The organism is Coleofasciculus sp., assembly GCF_046565525.1.
Taxonomy (GTDB): domain Bacteria; phylum Cyanobacteriota; class Cyanobacteriia; order Cyanobacteriales; family Coleofasciculaceae; genus Coleofasciculus.
Genome location: NZ_JBKHUP010000033.1, coordinates 29,279 through 48,851 on the forward strand (window position 1 = coordinate 29,279; position 19,573 = coordinate 48,851).

The following is a 19,573-nucleotide window of genomic DNA, read 5'->3' on the forward strand; positions in this document are numbered from 1 at the left end:
TTAATAAAGAGGTGAAAAAGTAAATACCATAAACTTGAGCGCCTTGGAGCCTCCTATCTTGGAGTCTGTTTGTACCAGCTACAGCCTGCACCCTACCCAATCATTATGCAGCCTGACACCACTCCCATCACCTTACCTGCTTTAGATTGTTTCATCGACTATCATCCCCTAAGTATTAATGCTCAAGGAACCCTAGCTGAAGCGATCGCGTTATTAAATCAAGGACAATCCTTGTCGGGGTACAAGTTTGGGCAAATTGCCAGAGAACCGGAATTTTCACGTAGCTGCGTCTTGGTGACTGAAAACTCGGCGTTGATTGGCATGGTGACAACGCGAAAACTGATTGAACTGATCCTAGCTGGGGTGAATTTCCAAGACACCACGGTGGCTGATGTGATGGTGCGATCGCCTGTTACCTTAACCCTATCCGATTCCTGTCATCTTTTTTCGGCATTATCCCTATTCGATTGCTATTCGATTCATCATCTCCCGGTTTTGGATGAGAAGGGTCAGCTTATCGGTATAATCACATCCAATAGTATTTGTCAAGGGTTACCTGCCCTGAATTTGCTCCAGTCGCAACCTGTAGCGGCGACAATGACGACTTCTGTGCTGCAAGTCCCGTTAACCACCTCTATCCTGGAACTGGCAAAACAGCTAATCGAGGCTAAGGGAAATTGTGCGGTAGTGATTCCGGAAACGGACATGGGGAATGAAAGGAATGGGAGAGAGTTTCAAAAGAGTGCGATCGCGGAGAACCCATCCTCGGTTTGTGCCAATTCTATACCTGTAGGATTAATTACAGAACATGATTTAATTCACTGTTTGCAACTGTCAGTATTTGGACTGGATTTGTCAAAAACGCCAGTTTCTATGGTGATCAAAAAACCTCTGTTTAGTCTCCATCCCGATGATTCATTATGGCAGGGACTTGAACAGATGCGGCAAGTCGGACAAATCCCTCAATTAGTCTACCAATCTCCGGAAAACCTCCTCGGTATTTTTACTCCAACTGACATCATAAAAGCCCTTAACCCCCTCGCACTGCTAAATCAAGTTGAGCAATTACAGCAAACCATTAGCCAACAAGCCAGCCAACTTCAGCAAACCATTCATGACTTAAGCCAAGCCGAAACGACTCTAGAAAATAGCCATAAGCGTTTGCAATTAATTCAGAAAATTGCCAGCACTCCCACATCAAACGGGAGAGACTGGCAAAGTGAATTCGGTGAGTTGACAGACAGAGACTCAGCCTCCCCTTGTCTTCCCTCCTCCTCATTAGCCGAAATTCCCCGCGATCATCCAATTGAGCCGCCTCAGGTTGCCCATATCGTCAAAACAGCTACAGAACGGCTGGAGTTAATCCTCCGCGCCTCCCAGGATGGATTTTGGGACTGGAATATGATGACTGGGGAAATCTATTTCTCTTCCCGATGGAAAGAAATGCTGGGTTACGCCGATTGGGAATTACCCAATGAATTAGCCTCTTGGGAGAAAGTAATTTTTGACGAGGATCGGATTGCCGCCTTAAAACTGATTGAAGACTATAACAGTGGTAAAGTTTCTCGCTTCCAAGCCATCCAACGCTTCCATCATAAAAACGGCTCAACCGTTTATGTTTTGTCCCGGGCGATTCACCAGAAAGATGCAGCCGGTCGAGTGATCCGCATGGTGGGGACTCATACCGATATTACCGATCGCAAGCAAGCTGAGGCAATCCTACAAGCCGAGTATTCCTTTAAAACCCAGCTAATTGAACGGATGGCAGAAGGGGTTTGTGTCTGCCATAGTATTCAGACGTATCCCTATATCCGATTTACGGTTTGGAATCAGCAGATGGTGGAGATTACCGGGTATACCGTTGAGGAAATCAACCATCGGGGCTGGTATCAGACATTCTATCCCGATCCGCAAAAACGAGCTAAAGCCATCAAGCGGATTGCTCAGATGCAACGAGGGGAGGATTTAATCGGCGAGGAATGGGAAATCATTTGTGCTGATGGGAGTAACCGCATAATATCGCTCTCCACATCCAGAATCGAAACCCCAGAGGGTCAGAGTCATATCTTAGCCTTAATTCAAGATGTGACGGATCGCCTGAACGCTGAAACCAAGTTGCAGCAACAAGCCGAACGGGAACGGTTAATTCGAGCGATCGCGCTGCGGATTCACCAGTCGTTGGAATTGGAGGACATTCTCCATACCACGGTGACTGAAGTGCGACAGTTTCTGCAAACGGATCGAGTATTAATTTATCGCTTCAATCCCGATTGGAGTGGAGTGGTAGCGGTAGAGGCGGTTGAATCACAAGAGTTATCGGTATTGGGACAAACCATTTATGACCCTTGCTTTGGTGAGAAATTGGCTGAGCGTTATCGACAGGGTAGCATTCACTTCGTTGAGGATATCTACACCGCCAACATTCAACCCTGTTATCAAGATTTTTTAGCCGGTTTACAGGTGAGGGCAAACTTAGTCGTACCGATTTTACAGGGTACCCGATTGTGGGGGCTACTGATTGCCCACCATTGTCATTGTCCCAGACATTGGCAAACCGTTGATATTGACTTACTTCAGCAACTAGCCACCCAAGTCGCGATCGCGATTCAACAGTCTGAATTGTATCAGCAGTTATCCACAGAACTAACTGAACGTAAACAGGTGGAAACCGCACTGCGACAGCAAGCCGAACGGGAACGGTTAATTAGTGCGATCGCCTGTCGCATTCGTCAGTCGTTGGAATTGAAAGAGATTCTTAACACCACAGTGACAGAAGTGCGGCAGTTCCTGCAAACGGATCGGGTGTTAATTTATCGCTTCAATCCCGACTGGAGTGGCGTGGTAGAAGTCGAGTCTGTCACCGTGAACGAGTTATCGGTATTGGAACGCACAATTTTTGATCCCTGCTTTGGTGAAAAGTCGGCGGTGCGTTACCAACAGGGTTATATTCACACCCTAGATGATATCCACACCGCTAACATTGAACCCTGTTATCGCAACTTTTTAGCCGATTTACAGGTGAGGGCAAACTTAGTCGTCCCGATTCTACAGGGTGCTAAACTGTGGGGACTGCTGATTGCCCACCACTCTCATCTGCCCAGACATTGGCAGTCTCAAGAGACAGAATTGCTGGTGCAACTCGCCACTCAAGTCGCCATTGCTGTACAGCAATCGGAACTGTATCACCAAGCCCAGGCAGATTTAACCGAACGCCAACAAGCAGAAGCTGCATTACAACAGCAACTCCAGCGCTCACTACTGCTCAAACAAATTACCCAAGACATTCGCCAAAGTTTAGACGCGCAACAAATTTTCCAAACCACCGCCACTCAAATTGGTCAAGCCTTTCGCGTCAACCGTTGTGTGATTCATACCTACGTCGAAGAGCCTTCCCCACAAATTCCGGTTGTGGCTGAGTACTTAGAACCCGGTTACTCATCCATCCTAAATGTAGAGATTCCCACTCAGCAAAATCCCCACATTCAGCAGGTGTTAGCCGCAGATCGCGCGATCGCCTCGAACAATGTTTACGAAGATCCCTGGTTACAAACTGCTACTGTTGTATGTGACCAGGTTAACCTGAAGTCTATGCTCGTCGTGCGGACATCCTATAAGGAAAAACCCAATGGCGTGATTTGTCTGCATCAGTGTGATCAGTTTCGTCAATGGAGTCATGATGAAATTGAATTACTCGAAGCCGTTGCCGATCAAGTGGGGATTGCCCTTGCCCAAGCCCAACTCCTGGAACAAGAAAAGCGTCAACGCCAGCAATTATCCGAACAAAACCTTGCTTTAGAAAAAGCAAAACACTTCGCCGAAGCCGCCAACCGTGCCAAAAGTGACTTTCTCGCAACCATGAGTCATGAAATTCGCACGCCGATGAATGCGGTAATTGGCATGACGGGACTGCTGTTGGACACGCCACTGACTCACGAACAAGTCGAATTTGCCGAAACCATCCGCCACAGTGGTGAAGCCCTGCTGACGATTATTAATGATATTCTCGACTTCTCCAAAATTGAGTCCGGCAAACTGGAGTTGGAGGAACAACCCTTTAATCTGCGAACCTGCATTGAGGAATCTCTTGATCTGCTGACTCCCAAAGCAGCAGAAAAGGGGATAGAACTGGCGTATCTGTTTGATCCCCAAACCCCCAGCACCATTCGCGGCGATATTACCCGACTGCGCCAGATTATCGTCAATTTGCTGAGTAATGCGCTTAAGTTTACTCATACCGGAGAAGTTACGGTTTCGGTTTCGTCCCAGGTGGTTAGTCCCCAATCATTAGATCACCTCTTGACGAATCACAAGGAACAACAGTATGAAATTTTGTTTGCAGTTAAAGATACGGGGATCGGAATTCCCCAGGATCGTTTAGATCGTTTATTTAAGGCTTTTAGTCAGGTCGATTCTTCCACCAGTCGCCACTATGGGGGTACAGGATTGGGGTTGGTGATATCCAAGCGGTTGAGTGAAATGATGGGGGGCAGAATTTGGGTGGAAAGTGAAGTGGGGAAGGGTTCGATCTTTTACTTCACCATCATTGCCCCAGTCTGTGTAATAGATAATCCCAGTCATTTGGATCTCAGACAACCTCAGCTTGAAGGCAAGAGGATGTTAATTGTGGATGATAATGCCACCAATCGCCGCATTTTAACCCTACAAGGTCAATCTTGGGGTGTGGTTACCCGTGCAGCATCATCAGGGGGTGAGGCATTAGGCTGGCTACAGCAAGGTGAGACATTTGACTTAGCGATTCTGGATATGCACATGCCCGGAATGGATGGGGTAAATCTCGCCTCACAGATACGCCGACAGCCCCAGGGGAAAGAGATTCCCCTGGTTATGTTAACCTCAATCGGCAAGCCGGAAAATAGTTGTCAACTGGATGAAGCCAAGTTCTCGGCGTTTCTGACTAAGCCGATTAAGCAGTCCCAACTCTATAATGTGCTGATGGACGTATTAGTCGGTCAGCCGGTGAAAGTGCGCTCAGCCTGTGAGATTTCACCGACGATCGATCCGTATATGGGGTTAAACCTGCCGTTGCGGATTCTTTTGGCGGAGGATAATGTGGTCAACCAGCAAGTGGGGTTGCATATTCTGGGGCGCATGGGATATCGGGCGGATGTAGCCGCCAATGGGTTAGAAGTCCTAGAAGCATTGCGCCGCCAGTCTTATGATGTGGTATTAATGGATGTGCAGATGCCGGAAATGGATGGTTTGACCGCGACTGAGCGTATCTGTCAGGAATGGTCACCCCAAAGCCGTCCTTATATTGTGGCAATGACAGCTAATGCCATGCGAGGCGATCGCGAAACCTGTTTAGCCGCAGGTATGGATGATTATATCAGTAAACCGATTCGGGTTGAGGAACTGGTGCGAGCGTTGAAGGGGGTTCCAGAACAATCCAAGAAGCCAGAAAGAGGGCAGAGGCTTCCAGGGAAGGAGCAAGAAGGCAAGGTAGAAGGACATAATCACGGTTTAAACGGACATGATGTTATTGATGCCCAAGCTTTTCAGCAATTGTGCGATATGGTCAAAGACGATCATGTCTTAATCCAAGTTATTGATAGTTTTTTGGAAGAAGCCGCCCAGTTATTGGGGGTGATGCACCAAGCACTGGATTCACAGAAAACCACACTTTCACCCCAGACGCTAACCACTTGTCAACAATCTGCTCACAGTCTCAAATCGACCAGTGGCACTGTTGGGGCAATTTACCTGTCTGAACTGTGTAAGCAGTTAGAAAGGGTCAACATTAAAGCTGAAACGGATAATCCACTAACGTTAGTCATTAATCTATTGACACAAATCGATCAGGAGTATGAACAGGTAAAGGTGGCGTTACAAAATAAACGTCAGCTTTTGATGTGTTGACTCTTGAAGTGCGGAGTCTGGGATTTGACGCTCCCATCGCTAAAAGCGAGGGATTCTCAGTTCAATGAGTGAACTTACCCAAACTAAGTTTCCTTACTTTGAGCAGAGGTTCTTCTCTCCCTGAGCGTTAATTTCTGTTCGCCCAACAGTATTTTTAGTGCTAGAGTAAGGATATTTATAGCTGCATTCTCATCCCTATCAAGAATTGTTCCACAGCTACAAACATGAGTCCTAACCGATAGCGATTTATTGACTCTTTGACCACAATTTGAGCAATCTTGGGAAGTATAGTTAGGAACAACAGCTACTACTTGCTTTCCAAAGAGTTTAGAAAAATACTCAAGCCATTCTCGAAACTGAGTCCAACCCGCATCAGATATCGACTTCGCTAAACAGTGGTTTTTGAGCATGTTTTTAACACTTAAATCCTCATAGGCTATCAAATCGTTAGATTGACAAACGCACCGCGCTAACTTTACAGCGTGGTCTTTACGTTGCCTTGAAATCTTTAAGTGAATACGTCCCAGTTCAACTCGATTCTTGTGATATCTTTTCGACTGCTGTTGACCTTTTTTATGTTTTCTGGAGAGCTTTCTTTGTAGACGCTTTAAGGCTTTCTCGCTTTTTCTCAGATATCGTGGATTCTCAACTTGATTACCCTCGGAATCCGTATAGAAATGATTAAGCCCCACATCTAATCCAACTTGTTTTCCTGTAAACTCAACAGACTCTTTGCGCTCAATGTCGATACAGAATTGAGCATAGTAACCGTCAGCTCTACGTACCAAGCGTACTCGCTTAATTTGTTCGCTTTGGTAGTAGCTTAAATCTCTTGAACCTACAAGCTTGAGTTTGCCGATTCCAGTTCCGTCAGTAATGGTAATAGCCTTTTTGTCTTGAGAAATCTTCCAACTGCTCGTCTTATACTCAACCGAACGGCTGAACTTCTTGAACTTTGGATATCCCTTTTTCCCTGGAACTTTCTTCTTACATTTTTCAAAGAATCGACTGATACTAGCCCAGGCTCTCTCAGCCATAGACTGTCAGTCGTAGATCCGTATACAATCTCATCGTACATCTAGTTTTTGTGACAAAATATCGACGTAAGGTACTTAGTGAAGCTATGATACACAGATTGAGTGAGGTATTTAGCTCCGTCGCTCAAAAATGGGATTCTAATCTTATTGAATTTAATGGGGAGTCTGACCATGTTCATTTGTTACTTAGTTATCCTCCTCACAAGCTGCTGAGCAATCTTATCGCTAATTTAAAAGCCACAGCATCTAAGACACTGTGGCGTAAATTTGAACCAGAACTAGCTAAAATTTATAGAAAACGTGTTTTATGGACAGGCGCTTATTTTGTCGCTAGTTGTGGCGGTGTTACCATTGAACAGCTAAAAGTCTACGTTCAAAGCCAAGATTGTCCGGATTCATCCCATCGCTAAAAGCGAGGGTCTTCTCCGGACACTAAGATAACTCAATCAGCAGACCCTAATTAACTCTAAAAACAATGACCCAGCCAGAACGGCTACGCCGTTGGCGACTTCTGTTAGGGAGTGGAGACGCCGATGGTATTTGCCAGGGGAATGGTGAGACAGAAGCAGCAGGTTCCTTCAGCCTAACTCAAACTGACCACGCGATCGATAATGCCCTAAGCGCCCTCTACGATTCTGACCGCAGTGGCGGACTCGGTAGTTCTTCCCCCAATGTTGCCCGTTGGTTAGGCGACATTCGCACCTATTTCCCCTCATCAGTTGTGCGGGTGATGCAAAAAGATGCCTTAGAACGCCTTAACCTACAACAAATGCTGCTGGAACCGGAACTGCTAGAAGCCGTTGAGCCGGATGTTCATCTTGTGGCGAATCTGCTATCCCTCAGCAGTATTATGCCAAGCAAAACTCAAGAAACCGCCCGCCGCGTGGTGCGTCAGGTGGTTGAAAAATTGCAGCGTGAACTAACCAACCCCACCCACCAAGCCATAATCGGTAGCCTCAATCGTGCCATTCGCAACCGCCGTCCCCGCCATAATGAAATCGACTGGAACCGCACTATCCGCGCTAACCTCAAACATTACCAACCTAAATACGGCACCATTATTCCCGAAACCCTAATTGGCTACGGACGCAAACGCAGTTCCTTACAAGATATTATCCTCTGCATCGACCAAAGCGGTTCCATGGCAACTTCTGTTGTGTATGCTGGAATCTTTGGGGCGGTGCTAGCCTCTCTCAGGGCAGTGCAAACCCGAATTGTCGTATTTGATACTTCGGTCGTAGATTTAACCGACGCAGCACAAGACCCAGTAGATTTACTCTTTGGCACTCAACTGGGAGGCGGAACAGATATTAACCGCGCCCTCACCTACTGCCAAGGACTGGTGCGCCGCCCTCAGGAAACTATTTTAGTGTTAATTAGTGACCTATATGAAGGGGGAAACCGGGAAGAAATGCTCAAGCGCGTGGCTGCACTGCTGGGATTAGGAGTTCAGTTGATCACGTTGCTTGCCCTCAATGACGAAGGTGCGCCCATGTATGATCATTGGGTAGCTGAGAAACTCGCTGGATTGGGTATTCCGGCGATGGCTTGCACACCTAACCAGTTTCCAGATTTAATGGCAGCAGCAATTAAGCGGCAAGATATCACTCAATGGGCGGCAGCACGGGGTATGGTGACAATGGGGAGTGAATCTGTAGTAAGCCGCAGGGAAATTGATATTACTGAATCCGTGGACAGTTGAGATCAATTAAATATCCCCCTGCTTCAAGCACAAAATCATCGAAATCATCATCACTCCCGACTTCCACCTGTCCTCCATCTTCCCAAGACACGCGAGTCCCTGTAATATTGCCACTTCTCCCCCCGGCTAAACTACCATTAAACCGAGCAAAGTTTTGGGTGGAAAGAATACTGCGTCGGGTTTGACCGGTAGGGCTCACCGATTCGAGGAAGAAAATATAGCGGTTATTGGCTTTAAACTGAAACTCGCTGAATCGATTGGGTACAGTTCCCCCCTCAACTGTTCCGACAAAATCTGATCGAGTCCCCAGATCATTTTGACCGCGAGAGGTTTCCACAGACTGGTTTGTGCCAAAAGCATCATAGGGTTTGGCTTCCTGAAACAGAATCCTTTCTTCTCCGGTTGTTTCATTCCGCACACCCAAGGCGGCTTGGTAAGATCCGTGAGATTGCAGGAACTCAAATTCCACAATCGTATCCTCTGGGAATTGGATCGCCCGATTATCAAAGATATCCTGGGCTTGTACAGGTGTTGCCAATGTACCCAATAATCCACTCGCGATCGCGCCAATTAACCAATGTTTGCTGTAGAGTTGTTTCATTGCCAATTCCCTTTATTTTCAAAAAAACTCAAAACTTTACCATCCCAACAGCGCCGGATTTGATTGAGATCGGGTAGCATCTTGTAAGGTGACCCGTAAGGCTTCGGCTTCGGTTCTGAGTTGTTCTAACTGCTGACAAGCAACAGGTACTGGTAACATTTGTGTATCCGGCTCTCGGGCATAACGACGCACATCTGCGGCATTTTGCTCAAGTTGCGCGATCGCGGCGTTGCAGGTTTGAAAAGCGTCGGCTGATTCTTGGTTCAACTGTTGCACTCTCTCTAGTAACGCCGGATCTAAGCCGCCATCGGTTTCAAATAGGGGTGCAGTATTATTCCAAATATTCGTCCCCGTAATATCAGAATAACTGCGGTCAGCCCTGGCGGGCATCGCGGTTAAAATACTAGCAACCATCGCTGAAATGGGGACAACCAGAACAAATTGAATTTTACCCATCGGTTAACTCCTCTAAAAACGCAGTGCTGTTCCAGCACCAATAACAAATCGGGCTTCATCACCCGCACCCGCAACATCGCGCACGGCGGGGGTAATCACAAAGGGAATATTTCTAAAGGGGGCGATGGACAACCCCAAGCCTAAATCTTGCCCCGTCCATTCAGCAATAAAACTGATGGGACGCGCCACTCGCAAGGCAATATTACCGAAAACGTTAATATTGTTAACCCCATCATCTACTGCACCATTAGAACGAAATTGTCCATCACCCACACCAACAGTAACAGCGATGCGACTGAATGCTTGGTCAAGGGATTCTTGGGTGCGGAAAATTTTAGTAATTACTCCATATTTTGACTGTTCAAAATCGTTGCGCGTGATATTCAAAAAGCCATTCCAACCCAAAGCAGCCGATAAATCTTGTGCAAACCGACGATGAAGTTTGGCATTAAAGCCACCATCTCCGAAGTTGTCGTCTGTGGTTTCTAAAGCATAGGAAAGTTCAACGCCCACGGCTTTATCCGCATTCCCCACGCCAATCCCGACACCGCCTGTACCAACAGAACCGTCATCATCGCGCACCGTGGCTTGGTAGCTACCATTGAGAAATAGAGTATTGCGATCGGCACCATATCCCACGGGAATATAAATGCTTAACGCTGGTGACGCGCCAAACTCTTCAAAAGGTTCGGGTATCACTAATGGCGCAACAGGTTGGGGACGAGGACAACGGCGAGGAGTTCCAGCTTGAGCGAGTTGATAAGAGGTACTTTCTCCAGCTAAGTCAGTATTTTCAGTCGATTGTTCTAGACAACTTACCCTTGTATTGGTAGCAGCATCTGCAACCAATCTATCCAGGTTCAGTGTTTGTTCCTGAATCGTCTCAGGATTGAGCGTCTTTGCATTTGAAAATTCTGTTCGATTCGTTGGAGTTAGTGTTGCTGTTTCATCTTCACGTTTGATTTGCCCTGTTTCTGGAAAAACAGGAGGAGAGGTAAGATCAGTTTTAGGTAAGGAGTTCGTGGTGGTTTTTTGGGAAAACACTTGTTCTTCTAATTGTTCAATAGTAACAAGGGATTGACTGACTTGAGGAGTAATGTCAGACAGGTTGCCATTAGTATTAAACGTTTCTAAAGGAAAATTATCAGCATCTGAAGTCTCACCTGCTTGTGCAGTTAAGCCTCCAGCTAAAATTACGGTCACGGTAAAAACTGCTAAACTGGGAGGGCGCATAATTTTCATCTCACCCGAACTGAGTCGGAATACATAAGGGTTGATAAGTAGGCGTAGATGTTCCCCCAGAAAAGTCTTGCCTTCTCTCCTGTAATTCATACGAGATTCCTGAACAAGATCCGGAATCAACAGGTTGTGAAGTCAAAAATCAACAGTAATACCAAATCCGCCTTCATTACCCCATGCAAGAGGAGGCGATTGAATCGCTGCTACAAAAACTTTCGTCCGCCTGCGCGGACTAGGTTATAACGGGGGTAGCTAACCCGGATTTAGTATAAAACGGACAAAAATGAAGAATTTGCTAGGCAATTTATGGTTTTTACTCGCCGTTTTGACTAATTAACGTAATGTATTTTTTATAGTTCAAGAAAACTCTGTTTTTTAGTCAAATTCCCAGATCAGCAGGTTGGTGGCAATCCATGCCTCTATGTTACATTATGTAAATTTTCCTCAATCCTTACTCCTCACAGATGACCAATAGCGTAAAGATTTCACACGAATCGTAGTAAAAGGAACAGATAGCATTCTAATCTAGGATTAGAGCAACCGTTCAGATGGATACCAGTCAGCTTCTCTGGTTAAATCAAAGATGATAACGGAAGCTTGCACAGAAATGTTCAACAAACCTGTCTCAGTTTTAATCCGGATGGAACGCCAGCGATACCCACCAAAGCATCACGGGCAAGACTTTGGGTTAGAGACAGTTAACCCCTGATTAAAGAACGAAAGATTTTTTCCAACCAAAAAGCGACTCAAGCAAGGTGTAACCGACAAACACAGTCGCTTGCTTCGTTACGTCACCTACTTGTAAACCTATATGGAGGCGTGGCATTATTTTCCGATTATAATCTTTGATTGAACGGGAGAGGAATGCCACGAAGAAAGATGATTCGGTCATTTAGTGTGCATCCCCAGTCTATTCCCACAGTCAAACAAGCTTGGCGCAATAAGAGTCATGGACGCGATCGCGAACTAGCAGAAGCACTAGGACTATCCTTAGATACCTTAAATCACTTTCTCAAAGGACAACCCGTTAAAGGACTAAATTTTGTCGAACTTTGTCAGGTCTTAGAATTAGACTGGCAGAACGTAGCTGGCTTAGATAGCCAGCCGGATCTGGTTTTTGACTCACCGCTTGAAGTGGGGAAGTTCCTAGCTTACTCCTACAGCAATGGGATTAGTGCGGTTGACCAAGCCTTACAAACACTGGTGAGAACACTCTGTCAACTCTTGGGTCGTCTCACCCGCAAAGTAGGGAGTTTGCTTCGTGCTGATCGCACCAGTATTTTCTTATTGGATCGAGAACGACAAGAATTAGGTTCACTGATTGCCGAGGATGGAGACGGTGGTAGTCTCTTAATTGATATTCCTGCTGACAAAGGAATTGCCAGTCTCGCCGCCTTTTCCTTAAAAGTGATTAACATTCCCTTTGATGTCTATGATGATCCGCGCTCCGAGATGGCGCAGAAAACGGATCGCCGCACCGGATACCGCACCTATACAATTCTGGCTTGGCCCCTATTAAACAAGCAAAAAGATCTGGTAGCGGTGGTGCAATTACTTAATAAGTTAAAGCCAAACTACCAGCCGGAAGATGATCTACTCAAGAAGATTGATCCTCGTGGCTTCACCTCAGACGATGAAGTCCTATTTGCCAAGTTTGCCCCTTCGATTCTCCAGATTATAGAACGATGTCAATTTTGTTACCAACTTGCCCAAAAACTCCGGGAAACGACTGATATTAAACCCGGTAGTTTGCGAGAAGTTGAATTGGTCGAGCAACTTCAGCGACAAGAACGACAGTTACAGAAACATCTCCAACGGATCTAGAGGGAATAAGGGCAGCAGGGGGAGCAGGGGGAGCAGGGGGAGGGATGGGATCAACATCCTCAATTTTGACTTAATATTTATTTACAAACAAGGTAAACCGATCAATATTCCTGAAAGTTGGATGAGTTTGAGTAGCTATTAGTGTAACTCTAAAGTCTTTAACTCTTTAGTCATGAAATTTTATCCTCTGACCCCGGTAACGAAAAAAAATCAGTTCAGTGCGGGATTATTATTGCTGGTTCTTTTCTCTTCTGGATGCAATAATCAACTCGATGCATTAACTACCCAAACTTGCGCTGAGGCAGAAGCGGCTGTTGCTGAAGCCCAGCAGCAATTTGAGCAAGTTAAGGATAAATTAGTTAACTCAAGTCAGTCAGATAATCAGACGATTGATACCTCTATATTGCAACACCTGCAAGAAACGCAAGAGTACGCTTTTGAAATTTGCGAACAAGGAGGATAGTTAAACTATAGATATTCAGGTAATGTTTTCGGCGAGAAACACGAGCTTATCCGGCATTGAAAAAATAAAATAACTTTTTCTCAAGCTCGGAAAATAGAAAATTTATTGGTAAGATGGATAAGAATAAACTATTAGAGCATTAAAAATTAATTTCAAAGACTGTGTGAGGGGCTTTCTTTATTTCAAGTCTACCATTAAGTTGTGCGACTAAAGCGTAAACCAATTGTAATCCTAATTTTTTCGGTGAATTAAAGTCAATCAATTCAGTTTTTGTCGGCTTGGTATTGCCCACTATTAATTTAATTGTGTGACTTTCTGTTTTATGGGAATGAATTTCAATCCAAATGTGTCCTTGGCGTCCGTTGTTTCTCAAAGCATGTTTTAAGGCGTTAGAAATTAGTTCATTGAGAATCAATCCACAGTGAATTGCGGTAGATAAATCAAAATTTATTTGTTGATCAACATTGAGTTTTACAATAATAGATTCGGGATGAATAGTATAGGTTTGAATCAGATGATAGGTGAGATTTTCGATATAATTGAGAAAGTTAATCCGCTCCAAGTGATCGACTTGATAGAGTTCCTCATGGATAAGAGCCATGGATTTGATTCGGTTCTGATTTGCCTGGAAGAGTGCGAGAATCTCAGGATCATCAATTTGCTGGGATTGTAGATCAAGCAAGCTAGAGACAAGTTGCAGGTTATTTTTTACGCGATGGTGAATTTCTTGGAACAGCACTTCCTTTTGCTGTAAAGAAATCTTAAGCTGATCCTCGATATGTTTGCGCTCGCTAATATCCATTGCCGCGCAGGTAATTCCTTCGATGTCTCCGATTGAGCTGCGTAAGGGTTCGACCGTTAAATCGTAGTATCGCTGTTTACCATGAATGGTAAGGGATACTTGATCTCGCATTCCTACTCCACTGCTGAGTACACGTTGCTTAATGGAGATTAACCGTTGCGCTTCTTGGGGGGCTAGGAGTTCGCTGTCGGTTTTTCCTAAGATAGTATCCACTTCGCCATCAGAAACCGAATTGTAGACCCAAGTGTAGCGTAACTGATGATCTTGATTAAACACCACCAAGGGTGCATGTTTGAGCGCCGTGCGGAAGCGAGTTTCACTTTGCCGTAGTGCTTCTTCTACCTGTTGACGTTCCCTCAATTCACATTGTAACTTAGCATACAATTGGGCTTGATGAATCGCGATCGCACAATGATCAGCAATAGCTTGGACAAACTCAATATCCTCTGTGTTCCATTCCCGTGAATCATCGCACTGGTGTAAACTAATTCCACCAATATAGGAATTTTGGTGAAGCAATGGCACAATTAAAATAGCGCGAATTTTACAATCCTGCGCCGCCTTGATTAACACCTCTGGCAAATTGGGAGTAATTTGCGGGAAAACCACAGGCTGACCCTGACTTAACTCCTGGTGGTGATACCGATAAAAATCACAGTAGACACCCAAAACACTCTCCCGTTGTGCTGTCGCTTCAGAAACGTGATGCGCCCTCATTTGCGACTCATCATCCGGTCGAAAAATCAAACAGCGACTGACATTGAGCGTTTCATGGAGTTGATCGACTGTGGTTTGGAGAATATTTTCCAACACCAACGTACCCCGCATCGCTTGAACAATTTGGTTGAGTAATGTCTGTCGGGAGACTTGGCGTCGCAGTTCAACAAGTTCGTTTTCTAATGCGGTAATATGGGTCGAGTTAGGAGAGTCTACCTCTAGGTGAGAGTTGGATGGCTGATCAACGGACATGGTTTTCCTCGGGGAAAGGATGTAACAGAAAAAATTTGATTTTAGTTCATTAAGGCATGTTTTGAATAGGTATCAGGAGTTAAAATTTCTCGCCTCTCTCTCAAGGTATATTGGTTCTACCCAAGATGGTATGCTGAATAAATGCTTCTTAAAGACAACTCTTAACTGACTTGGGGGGTAGGAAAGACGCCGCAAATGTCGAGTTCCAATCAACGACTAAAAAAGCTGTAGTAATTCATCATAAACAGTGAGTTTATTTAAACACTAATATTGCATTTCATCGCGATCCCGTTGAGTTTTAGAGGACAATTTACCATTCATCCCTCATCCTTGAGTAAACAGCTAGAGACCACTTGAAGCTAAACTGAAGACTTAAGAATCCATGATCGACATCTTTGTCGGACATCGGCGGCGATGGCTAGCTGAGCGATTCTTGATTTCCTTTGCCCGGTTCAGTGAGGAACAATCTATTTCTAGAACTCTAACCATTCAACTCTTGCAATCCGGCTCTAGCACAGTATAGAAATATCCAGGCTAATTATGTCTGACTTGAGTGAAAACAAAATTCCCCTCCAGAGGGGATCGCGCAGTGAATTGCGGGAGTTAGTTCGGACTCAACTGCAAATGCTGTTGGAACAAGAAAATTTTCAGGGCGCTAAACAGGTATTAGTTCCCGTACAACCGGTGGACATCGCCGACGCAATCGAAGGATTGCCAGACGCCCTACAGGTTATCGCATTCCGCTTACTCTCTAAAGCTGAGGCGATTGAAGTTTACGAGTACCTTGACTCTAGCGTCCAACAGTCGCTGATTGAGGAATTTAAACGCCAAGATGTACTTGACATCGTGGACAAAATGTCCCCAGATGATCGAGTCCGATTGTTTGATGAATTACCCGCAAAAGTTGTCCGCCGTTTGCTTGCTCAACTGAGTCCCCAGGAACGCCAAGCCACCGCCCAACTCCTCGGTTATGGAGTCGATACAGCGGGGCGAATTATGACCCCGGAGTATATTTCCCTCAAAGAAAGCTTAACTCTGGGCGAAACCCTAGAACGGATTCGCAGTTTAGCCAGTACCACAGAGACGATTTATTATGTTTATGTCACTGATGCAGGGCGACACTTAAGTGGAATTGTCTCATTGCGGGATTTAGTCGTGTCTCCACCGGAAAAAACTCTGGGTGAAGTGATGACTTGCGATGTGGTTTGTGTTCACACGGATACGGATCAAGAAGAAGTGGCGCGGTTAATCCAACGCTACGACTTTCTAGCGGTACCTGTGGTTGATCGAGAACATCGTTTGGTGGGGATTGTCACTGTTGATGATGTGATCGATATTTTAGAACGAGAAACCACGGAAGATATTTATGCCTTAGGTGGTGGGGTACAATCCGGGCGTGATAATTACTTTCAAACCAATTTAATTACCGTTGCTCGTAAACGAGTGGTTTGGTTATTTGTGTTGTTACTGACAAACAGTGTGACTGCCACTATTATTAACTCTCAATCCGAAATTTTACAGAAAGTTGTGGCGCTTGCCGCATTTATTCCTCTGCTGACGGGTACAGGGGGGAATGTGGGCGCTCAATCTTCAACGGTGGTGATTCGTGGTTTAAACACTGACGAAATTCGCGATATGGGTTCATTGCAGGTGATCGGGCGCGAGGCAATGGCAGGAGCTATACTGGGTACAATTTTAGGAGTAGTGGCGACGGTTTGGGCATATTTACTCAGAGATGATATCAATGTTGCCTTTGCGGTGGGAACCAGTTTAGTTGCAATCGCGATTCTTGCATCGGTGGCGGGTTCGGCGTTACCCTTTTTGTTCCGTTCCCTGGGATTAGATCCCGCTTTGATGTCAGCACCGTTTATTACGACGGCGGTTGATGTGTTAGGTGTGTTGATTTATTTCAGTATCGCCAAGATGGTTCTTCTTTAGTCATTTGTCGATTTTTTTCATAATTCATCTTCGTGACATCCTCATGACATGAACAGGGAATGCTAACTCACCGTCTTAAAATTGCCGAGTGTATCTTTGTTGCTGTCTCAATCATTGGCTGGGTTGTAGCGGCGGCGTCTGGTCAAATTGTCTATGGGGCGGTTCCGTTGTCGATTACACTGTTGCTCAATCTGATCAATCGCCTACGGTTTGAGCAACACAGCCGACATCGGCTCACGGGAGCCATCGCTCAACTGCATCGACAAGTGTCCCAAGAGAGTCAATCTTTGTACCAACAGCAGCTTAATCAGGCGCTAGCATCTCTACAAGCGAAACTCCCCGACTATCTGGCTCAAATTGAGAACCCCGCTTCGGAATTAGGGGCGATCAAAATTGCACAACTTCAAGCTCGAATTGTTAGTGTAGAACAATCGCTGCGGAATGTTGTGGATTATCTCAATAGTGCTTCATTGCCAAACCACATCGAGCAATTAGAAGCCGCGATCGCACAAGTAACTGCCGATATTGATAAGATACAATACCAAATCCCTGTTGCCACCGATCCAGAACGCTCAACCCATTGGTACACAGAGGCGGGGGGTGAGCCGTCTTTATTTCCTGTCGCTTCCGAGTCGGTTTCCCCTGTGAGGAGAGCTGGGGAAGTTGGGGAAGCTGGGGAAGCTGGGGAAGCTGGGGGAGTTGGGGGAGCTGGGGGAGCTGGGGGAGCTGGGGGAGCTGGGGGAGCTGGAGAAGAAGATATAAGAGCGTATCCGAGTGCTTTTGTCCCTGAACCAATCCTACCCAATTGGAACTTTAGATTAACCCTGAAAGGACATCAGGATTGGGTTAGCGCTTTGGCAATGAGCGCTGATGGTCAAATCCTGGTTAGTGGTAGTTTAGACAAAACCGTGAAGCTGTGGCACTTAGAGACGGCTGATCTGATTCACACATTTAGTGATCATCAACAGGGAGTCCTCTGTCTTAGCTTAAGCCCTGATGGTAAATGGCTGGCGAGTGGGGGATTTGATCAGACAATTAAGGTCTGGAATCTAGAGGCTGGAGAATTATGCCATACCTTAACAGGTCATAACGGTTCCGTGCGATCGCTGGTGATTATGCCAGATAACCAAACTCTGATCAGTGGTAGCTTTGATCAAACCATTAAGCTATGGCAATTGGATCAGGGAAAATTCGTCCAGGATTTAGTCCAAGACGCCGGACGATTATCCGCGATCGCATTAAGTCCAGATGGCAAAACCCTTGCCAGTGGCGGCGGAGATGGCATTGTTGATCTGTGGCATGTTCAGCCGTTTGATCTAGAATTCAGTCTCACCGACAATCTGAGTTCGATCAACTCTCTTGCCTTAAGTCCCAATGGGCGTCGGTTAGCCGCCGCCTGTACCGATGGTACTCTGAAGGTATGGCAACTTGATAGTGCGGAACGGGTAGAGAGTTGGCAATGTCCCTCCGCTCCCGCCATGTCGATTATATTTAGCGATAACGGGCAAAGTGCGATCGCGGCTCATGCAGACGGTACGATTAAGATCTGGTGGCTAGGCATCGATGAACCGTTGCTTGTCTTGGACAATAACGATGCTGGTTCTGTGGTATCCGTTGCTCTCAGTCCAGATGGTCAATGGCTAGCTGGAGGAAATCGAGATGGTACAGTTAAACTTTGGCAACAGTTATAAGATTTGTAGGGATGTGCCATGCATCCGTGTCAACTTCAGGTAAAAAACCAATGCTGGCAAGGTTTTAAGCTGTGTCTATCTACTCCTTGACATTTTCCCCCTCATCCCCTAGCCCCTTCTCCCCAGGGAGGGAGAAGGGGAACCGGATTCTCTATTCCCTGTTCCCTGTTCCCTGACGAATGACAAATGACGAATGACAAACATAATTGGCTTTTTATCGCTGAATCTGTTGCTGTTGCTGTCTCATTTGTGGGAGTCGCCATAGCGGTTCTATCTGGACAGATGATTTATGGATTAGCGCCTTTAGCCATCTCCTTGTTACTCAATCTAATTAATCGCCGTCGTGTTGTCCGACTTCTTCGGCATAAGATCAGCGATCGCACTCAAATTGACAACTTAAGCCGAGATATCCAAACGTTGAGTACAGAACTTGCTCAACTGAAGCAACATCATTCTGATTTGGCTAATCTGGTATCTAGGGAGGAACTTTCTGCTGTTGTCTCTACCGTTGAGGCAATTAATGAGCAGCAAAAGGGATTGCGACGTTCTTTGGTTCCCTTACAATCGAAACTTGATGAATTGAATCAAAAATTTACCCAGCGTCCAGAATTAGAACAGATTGAGACTTTAGCCGGGATTATTGTAGCACTTAAACAAACCATTGATCAGCTTCCCCAGCCTGAGCGCACCTCCGTTGCTCTCAACCCAGAACGAGTTGAAGGATTAGAACGTGCGATCGCGCAAATCCAACAGGAACTCAAGCAACTTCAACAGTAAGCGCGTTATGAGACTTAGGCAAGGATTGGAACCCAACCTGGAACATCCGCGTCCATAGCTAACATATTGAGTTATTAATCTCCAAGAGGAACACGCCTCTGTTCACTTTGCCAATCAGTACAACCTCGTGCCAAAGTCAAAAACCCAATTGCCAGAGATTCCCAAACGATGAAATCGGTTAGTTATGGATAAAAGAC

12 protein-coding genes and 2 pseudogenes are annotated in these 19,573 nt (G+C 45.7%); 9 read left to right on the forward strand and 5 right to left on the reverse strand.

The genetic code is table 11. The features are described from left to right. The first annotated feature begins 105 nt into the window (after positions 1–105). Complete coding sequence (locus ACLGGO_RS13830) at positions 106–5,877, forward strand: GAF domain-containing protein (protein WP_446419747.1); 5,772 nt, start codon at positions 106–108, stop codon at positions 5,875–5,877. Between the two features lie 93 nt (positions 5,878–5,970). Here the strand turns inward: ACLGGO_RS13830 and ACLGGO_RS13835 are convergent. Beyond that, positions 5,971–6,920: pseudogene (locus ACLGGO_RS13835) on the reverse strand (RNA-guided endonuclease InsQ/TnpB family protein); the annotation flags it as partial. A gap of 2 nt (positions 6,921–6,922) precedes the next feature. Here ACLGGO_RS13835 and tnpA point away from each other — a divergent pair. After that, a pseudogene (gene tnpA, locus ACLGGO_RS13840) lies at positions 6,923–7,324 on the forward strand (IS200/IS605 family transposase); the annotation flags it as partial. Positions 7,325–7,389: 65 nt separating this feature from the next. Beyond that, on the forward strand, positions 7,390–8,616 hold the full coding sequence (locus ACLGGO_RS13845) for a VWA domain-containing protein (RefSeq protein WP_446419748.1): 1,227 nt from the start codon (positions 7,390–7,392) through the stop codon (positions 8,614–8,616). On the opposite strand, the gene ACLGGO_RS13850 is transcribed toward ACLGGO_RS13845, so the two are convergent. Genes ACLGGO_RS13850 through ACLGGO_RS13860 form a run of 3 tightly spaced genes read right to left on the reverse strand, consistent with a single transcriptional unit; the run spans position 8,594 to position 11,005 of the window. Continuing rightward, positions 8,594–9,217, reverse strand: coding sequence for a hypothetical protein (locus ACLGGO_RS13850; protein ID WP_446337531.1), 624 nt, complete (start codon positions 9,215–9,217; stop codon positions 8,594–8,596). The two genes, ACLGGO_RS13845 and ACLGGO_RS13850, sit on opposite strands and share 23 nt — an antisense overlap. Before the next feature lie 36 nt (positions 9,218–9,253). Further along, positions 9,254–9,673, reverse strand: coding sequence for a hypothetical protein (locus tag ACLGGO_RS13855; protein ID WP_446337532.1), 420 nt, complete (start codon positions 9,671–9,673; stop codon positions 9,254–9,256). Between the two features lie 12 nt (positions 9,674–9,685). Then, positions 9,686–11,005: a hypothetical protein gene (locus tag ACLGGO_RS13860; protein ID WP_446419749.1), complete on the reverse strand. Its 1,320-nt coding sequence runs from the start codon at positions 11,003–11,005 to the stop codon at positions 9,686–9,688. 771 nt (positions 11,006–11,776) lie between these two features. Here ACLGGO_RS13860 and ACLGGO_RS13865 point away from each other — a divergent pair. Then, positions 11,777–12,736 (forward strand): GAF domain-containing protein, encoded by a 960-nt coding sequence (locus ACLGGO_RS13865; protein ID WP_446419750.1) that lies wholly within the window; start codon positions 11,777–11,779, stop codon positions 12,734–12,736. Positions 12,737–12,908: 172 nt separating this feature from the next. Beyond that, positions 12,909–13,199, forward strand: a complete 291-nt coding sequence (locus tag ACLGGO_RS13870; protein WP_446337535.1) for a hypothetical protein — start codon at positions 12,909–12,911, stop codon at positions 13,197–13,199. Between the two features lie 139 nt (positions 13,200–13,338). Here ACLGGO_RS13870 and ACLGGO_RS13875 read toward each other — a convergent pair whose 3' ends face one another. Then, positions 13,339–14,970 (reverse strand): histidine kinase dimerization/phosphoacceptor domain -containing protein, encoded by a 1,632-nt coding sequence (locus ACLGGO_RS13875; protein ID WP_446419751.1) that lies wholly within the window; start codon positions 14,968–14,970, stop codon positions 13,339–13,341. Positions 14,971–15,352: 382 nt separating this feature from the next. Between ACLGGO_RS13875 and ACLGGO_RS13880 the strand changes: the two genes are divergently transcribed. The 4 genes from ACLGGO_RS13880 (at position 15,353) to ACLGGO_RS13895 (ending at position 19,376) form a co-directional block, all read left to right on the forward strand. Continuing rightward, positions 15,353–15,493, forward strand: coding sequence for a hypothetical protein (locus ACLGGO_RS13880; protein WP_446337537.1), 141 nt, complete (start codon positions 15,353–15,355; stop codon positions 15,491–15,493). Between the two features lie 17 nt (positions 15,494–15,510). After that, positions 15,511–16,908, forward strand: a complete 1,398-nt coding sequence (gene mgtE / locus ACLGGO_RS13885; protein ID WP_446419752.1) for a magnesium transporter — start codon at positions 15,511–15,513, stop codon at positions 16,906–16,908. Positions 16,909–16,967: 59 nt separating this feature from the next. After that, entirely contained in the window at positions 16,968–18,599 is a 1,632-nt protein-coding gene (locus tag ACLGGO_RS13890; RefSeq protein WP_446419753.1) for a WD40 domain-containing protein, read from the forward strand. A 186-nt stretch (positions 18,600–18,785) separates the two neighbouring features. Continuing rightward, the gene (locus tag ACLGGO_RS13895) at positions 18,786–19,376 is read left to right on the forward strand and encodes a hypothetical protein (protein WP_446419754.1); all 591 of its coding nucleotides are present in this window, start codon (positions 18,786–18,788) and stop codon (positions 19,374–19,376) included. The last annotated feature ends 197 nt before the right edge of the window (positions 19,377–19,573 follow it).

Excerpts from the sequence above, each read along its gene's own strand:
- ACLGGO_RS13830 (WP_446419747.1), top strand. The coding sequence starts at position 106 with ATGCAGCCTGACACCACTCCCATCACCTTACCTGCTTTAGATTGTTTC.
- ACLGGO_RS13845 (WP_446419748.1), top strand. The coding sequence starts at position 7,390 with ATGACCCAGCCAGAACGGCTACGCCGTTGGCGACTTCTGTTAGGGAGT.
- ACLGGO_RS13850 (WP_446337531.1), bottom strand. The coding sequence starts at position 9,217 with ATGAAACAACTCTACAGCAAACATTGGTTAATTGGCGCGATCGCGAGT.
- ACLGGO_RS13855 (WP_446337532.1), bottom strand. The coding sequence starts at position 9,673 with ATGGGTAAAATTCAATTTGTTCTGGTTGTCCCCATTTCAGCGATGGTT.
- ACLGGO_RS13860 (WP_446419749.1), bottom strand. The coding sequence starts at position 11,005 with ATGAATTACAGGAGAGAAGGCAAGACTTTTCTGGGGGAACATCTACGC.
- ACLGGO_RS13865 (WP_446419750.1), top strand. The coding sequence starts at position 11,777 with ATGCCACGAAGAAAGATGATTCGGTCATTTAGTGTGCATCCCCAGTCT.
- ACLGGO_RS13870 (WP_446337535.1), top strand. The coding sequence starts at position 12,909 with ATGAAATTTTATCCTCTGACCCCGGTAACGAAAAAAAATCAGTTCAGT.
- ACLGGO_RS13875 (WP_446419751.1), bottom strand. The coding sequence starts at position 14,970 with ATGTCCGTTGATCAGCCATCCAACTCTCACCTAGAGGTAGACTCTCCT.
- ACLGGO_RS13880 (WP_446337537.1), top strand. The coding sequence starts at position 15,353 with ATGATCGACATCTTTGTCGGACATCGGCGGCGATGGCTAGCTGAGCGA.
- mgtE (WP_446419752.1), top strand. The coding sequence starts at position 15,511 with ATGTCTGACTTGAGTGAAAACAAAATTCCCCTCCAGAGGGGATCGCGC.
- ACLGGO_RS13890 (WP_446419753.1), top strand. The coding sequence starts at position 16,968 with ATGCTAACTCACCGTCTTAAAATTGCCGAGTGTATCTTTGTTGCTGTC.
- ACLGGO_RS13895 (WP_446419754.1), top strand. The coding sequence starts at position 18,786 with ATGACGAATGACAAACATAATTGGCTTTTTATCGCTGAATCTGTTGCT.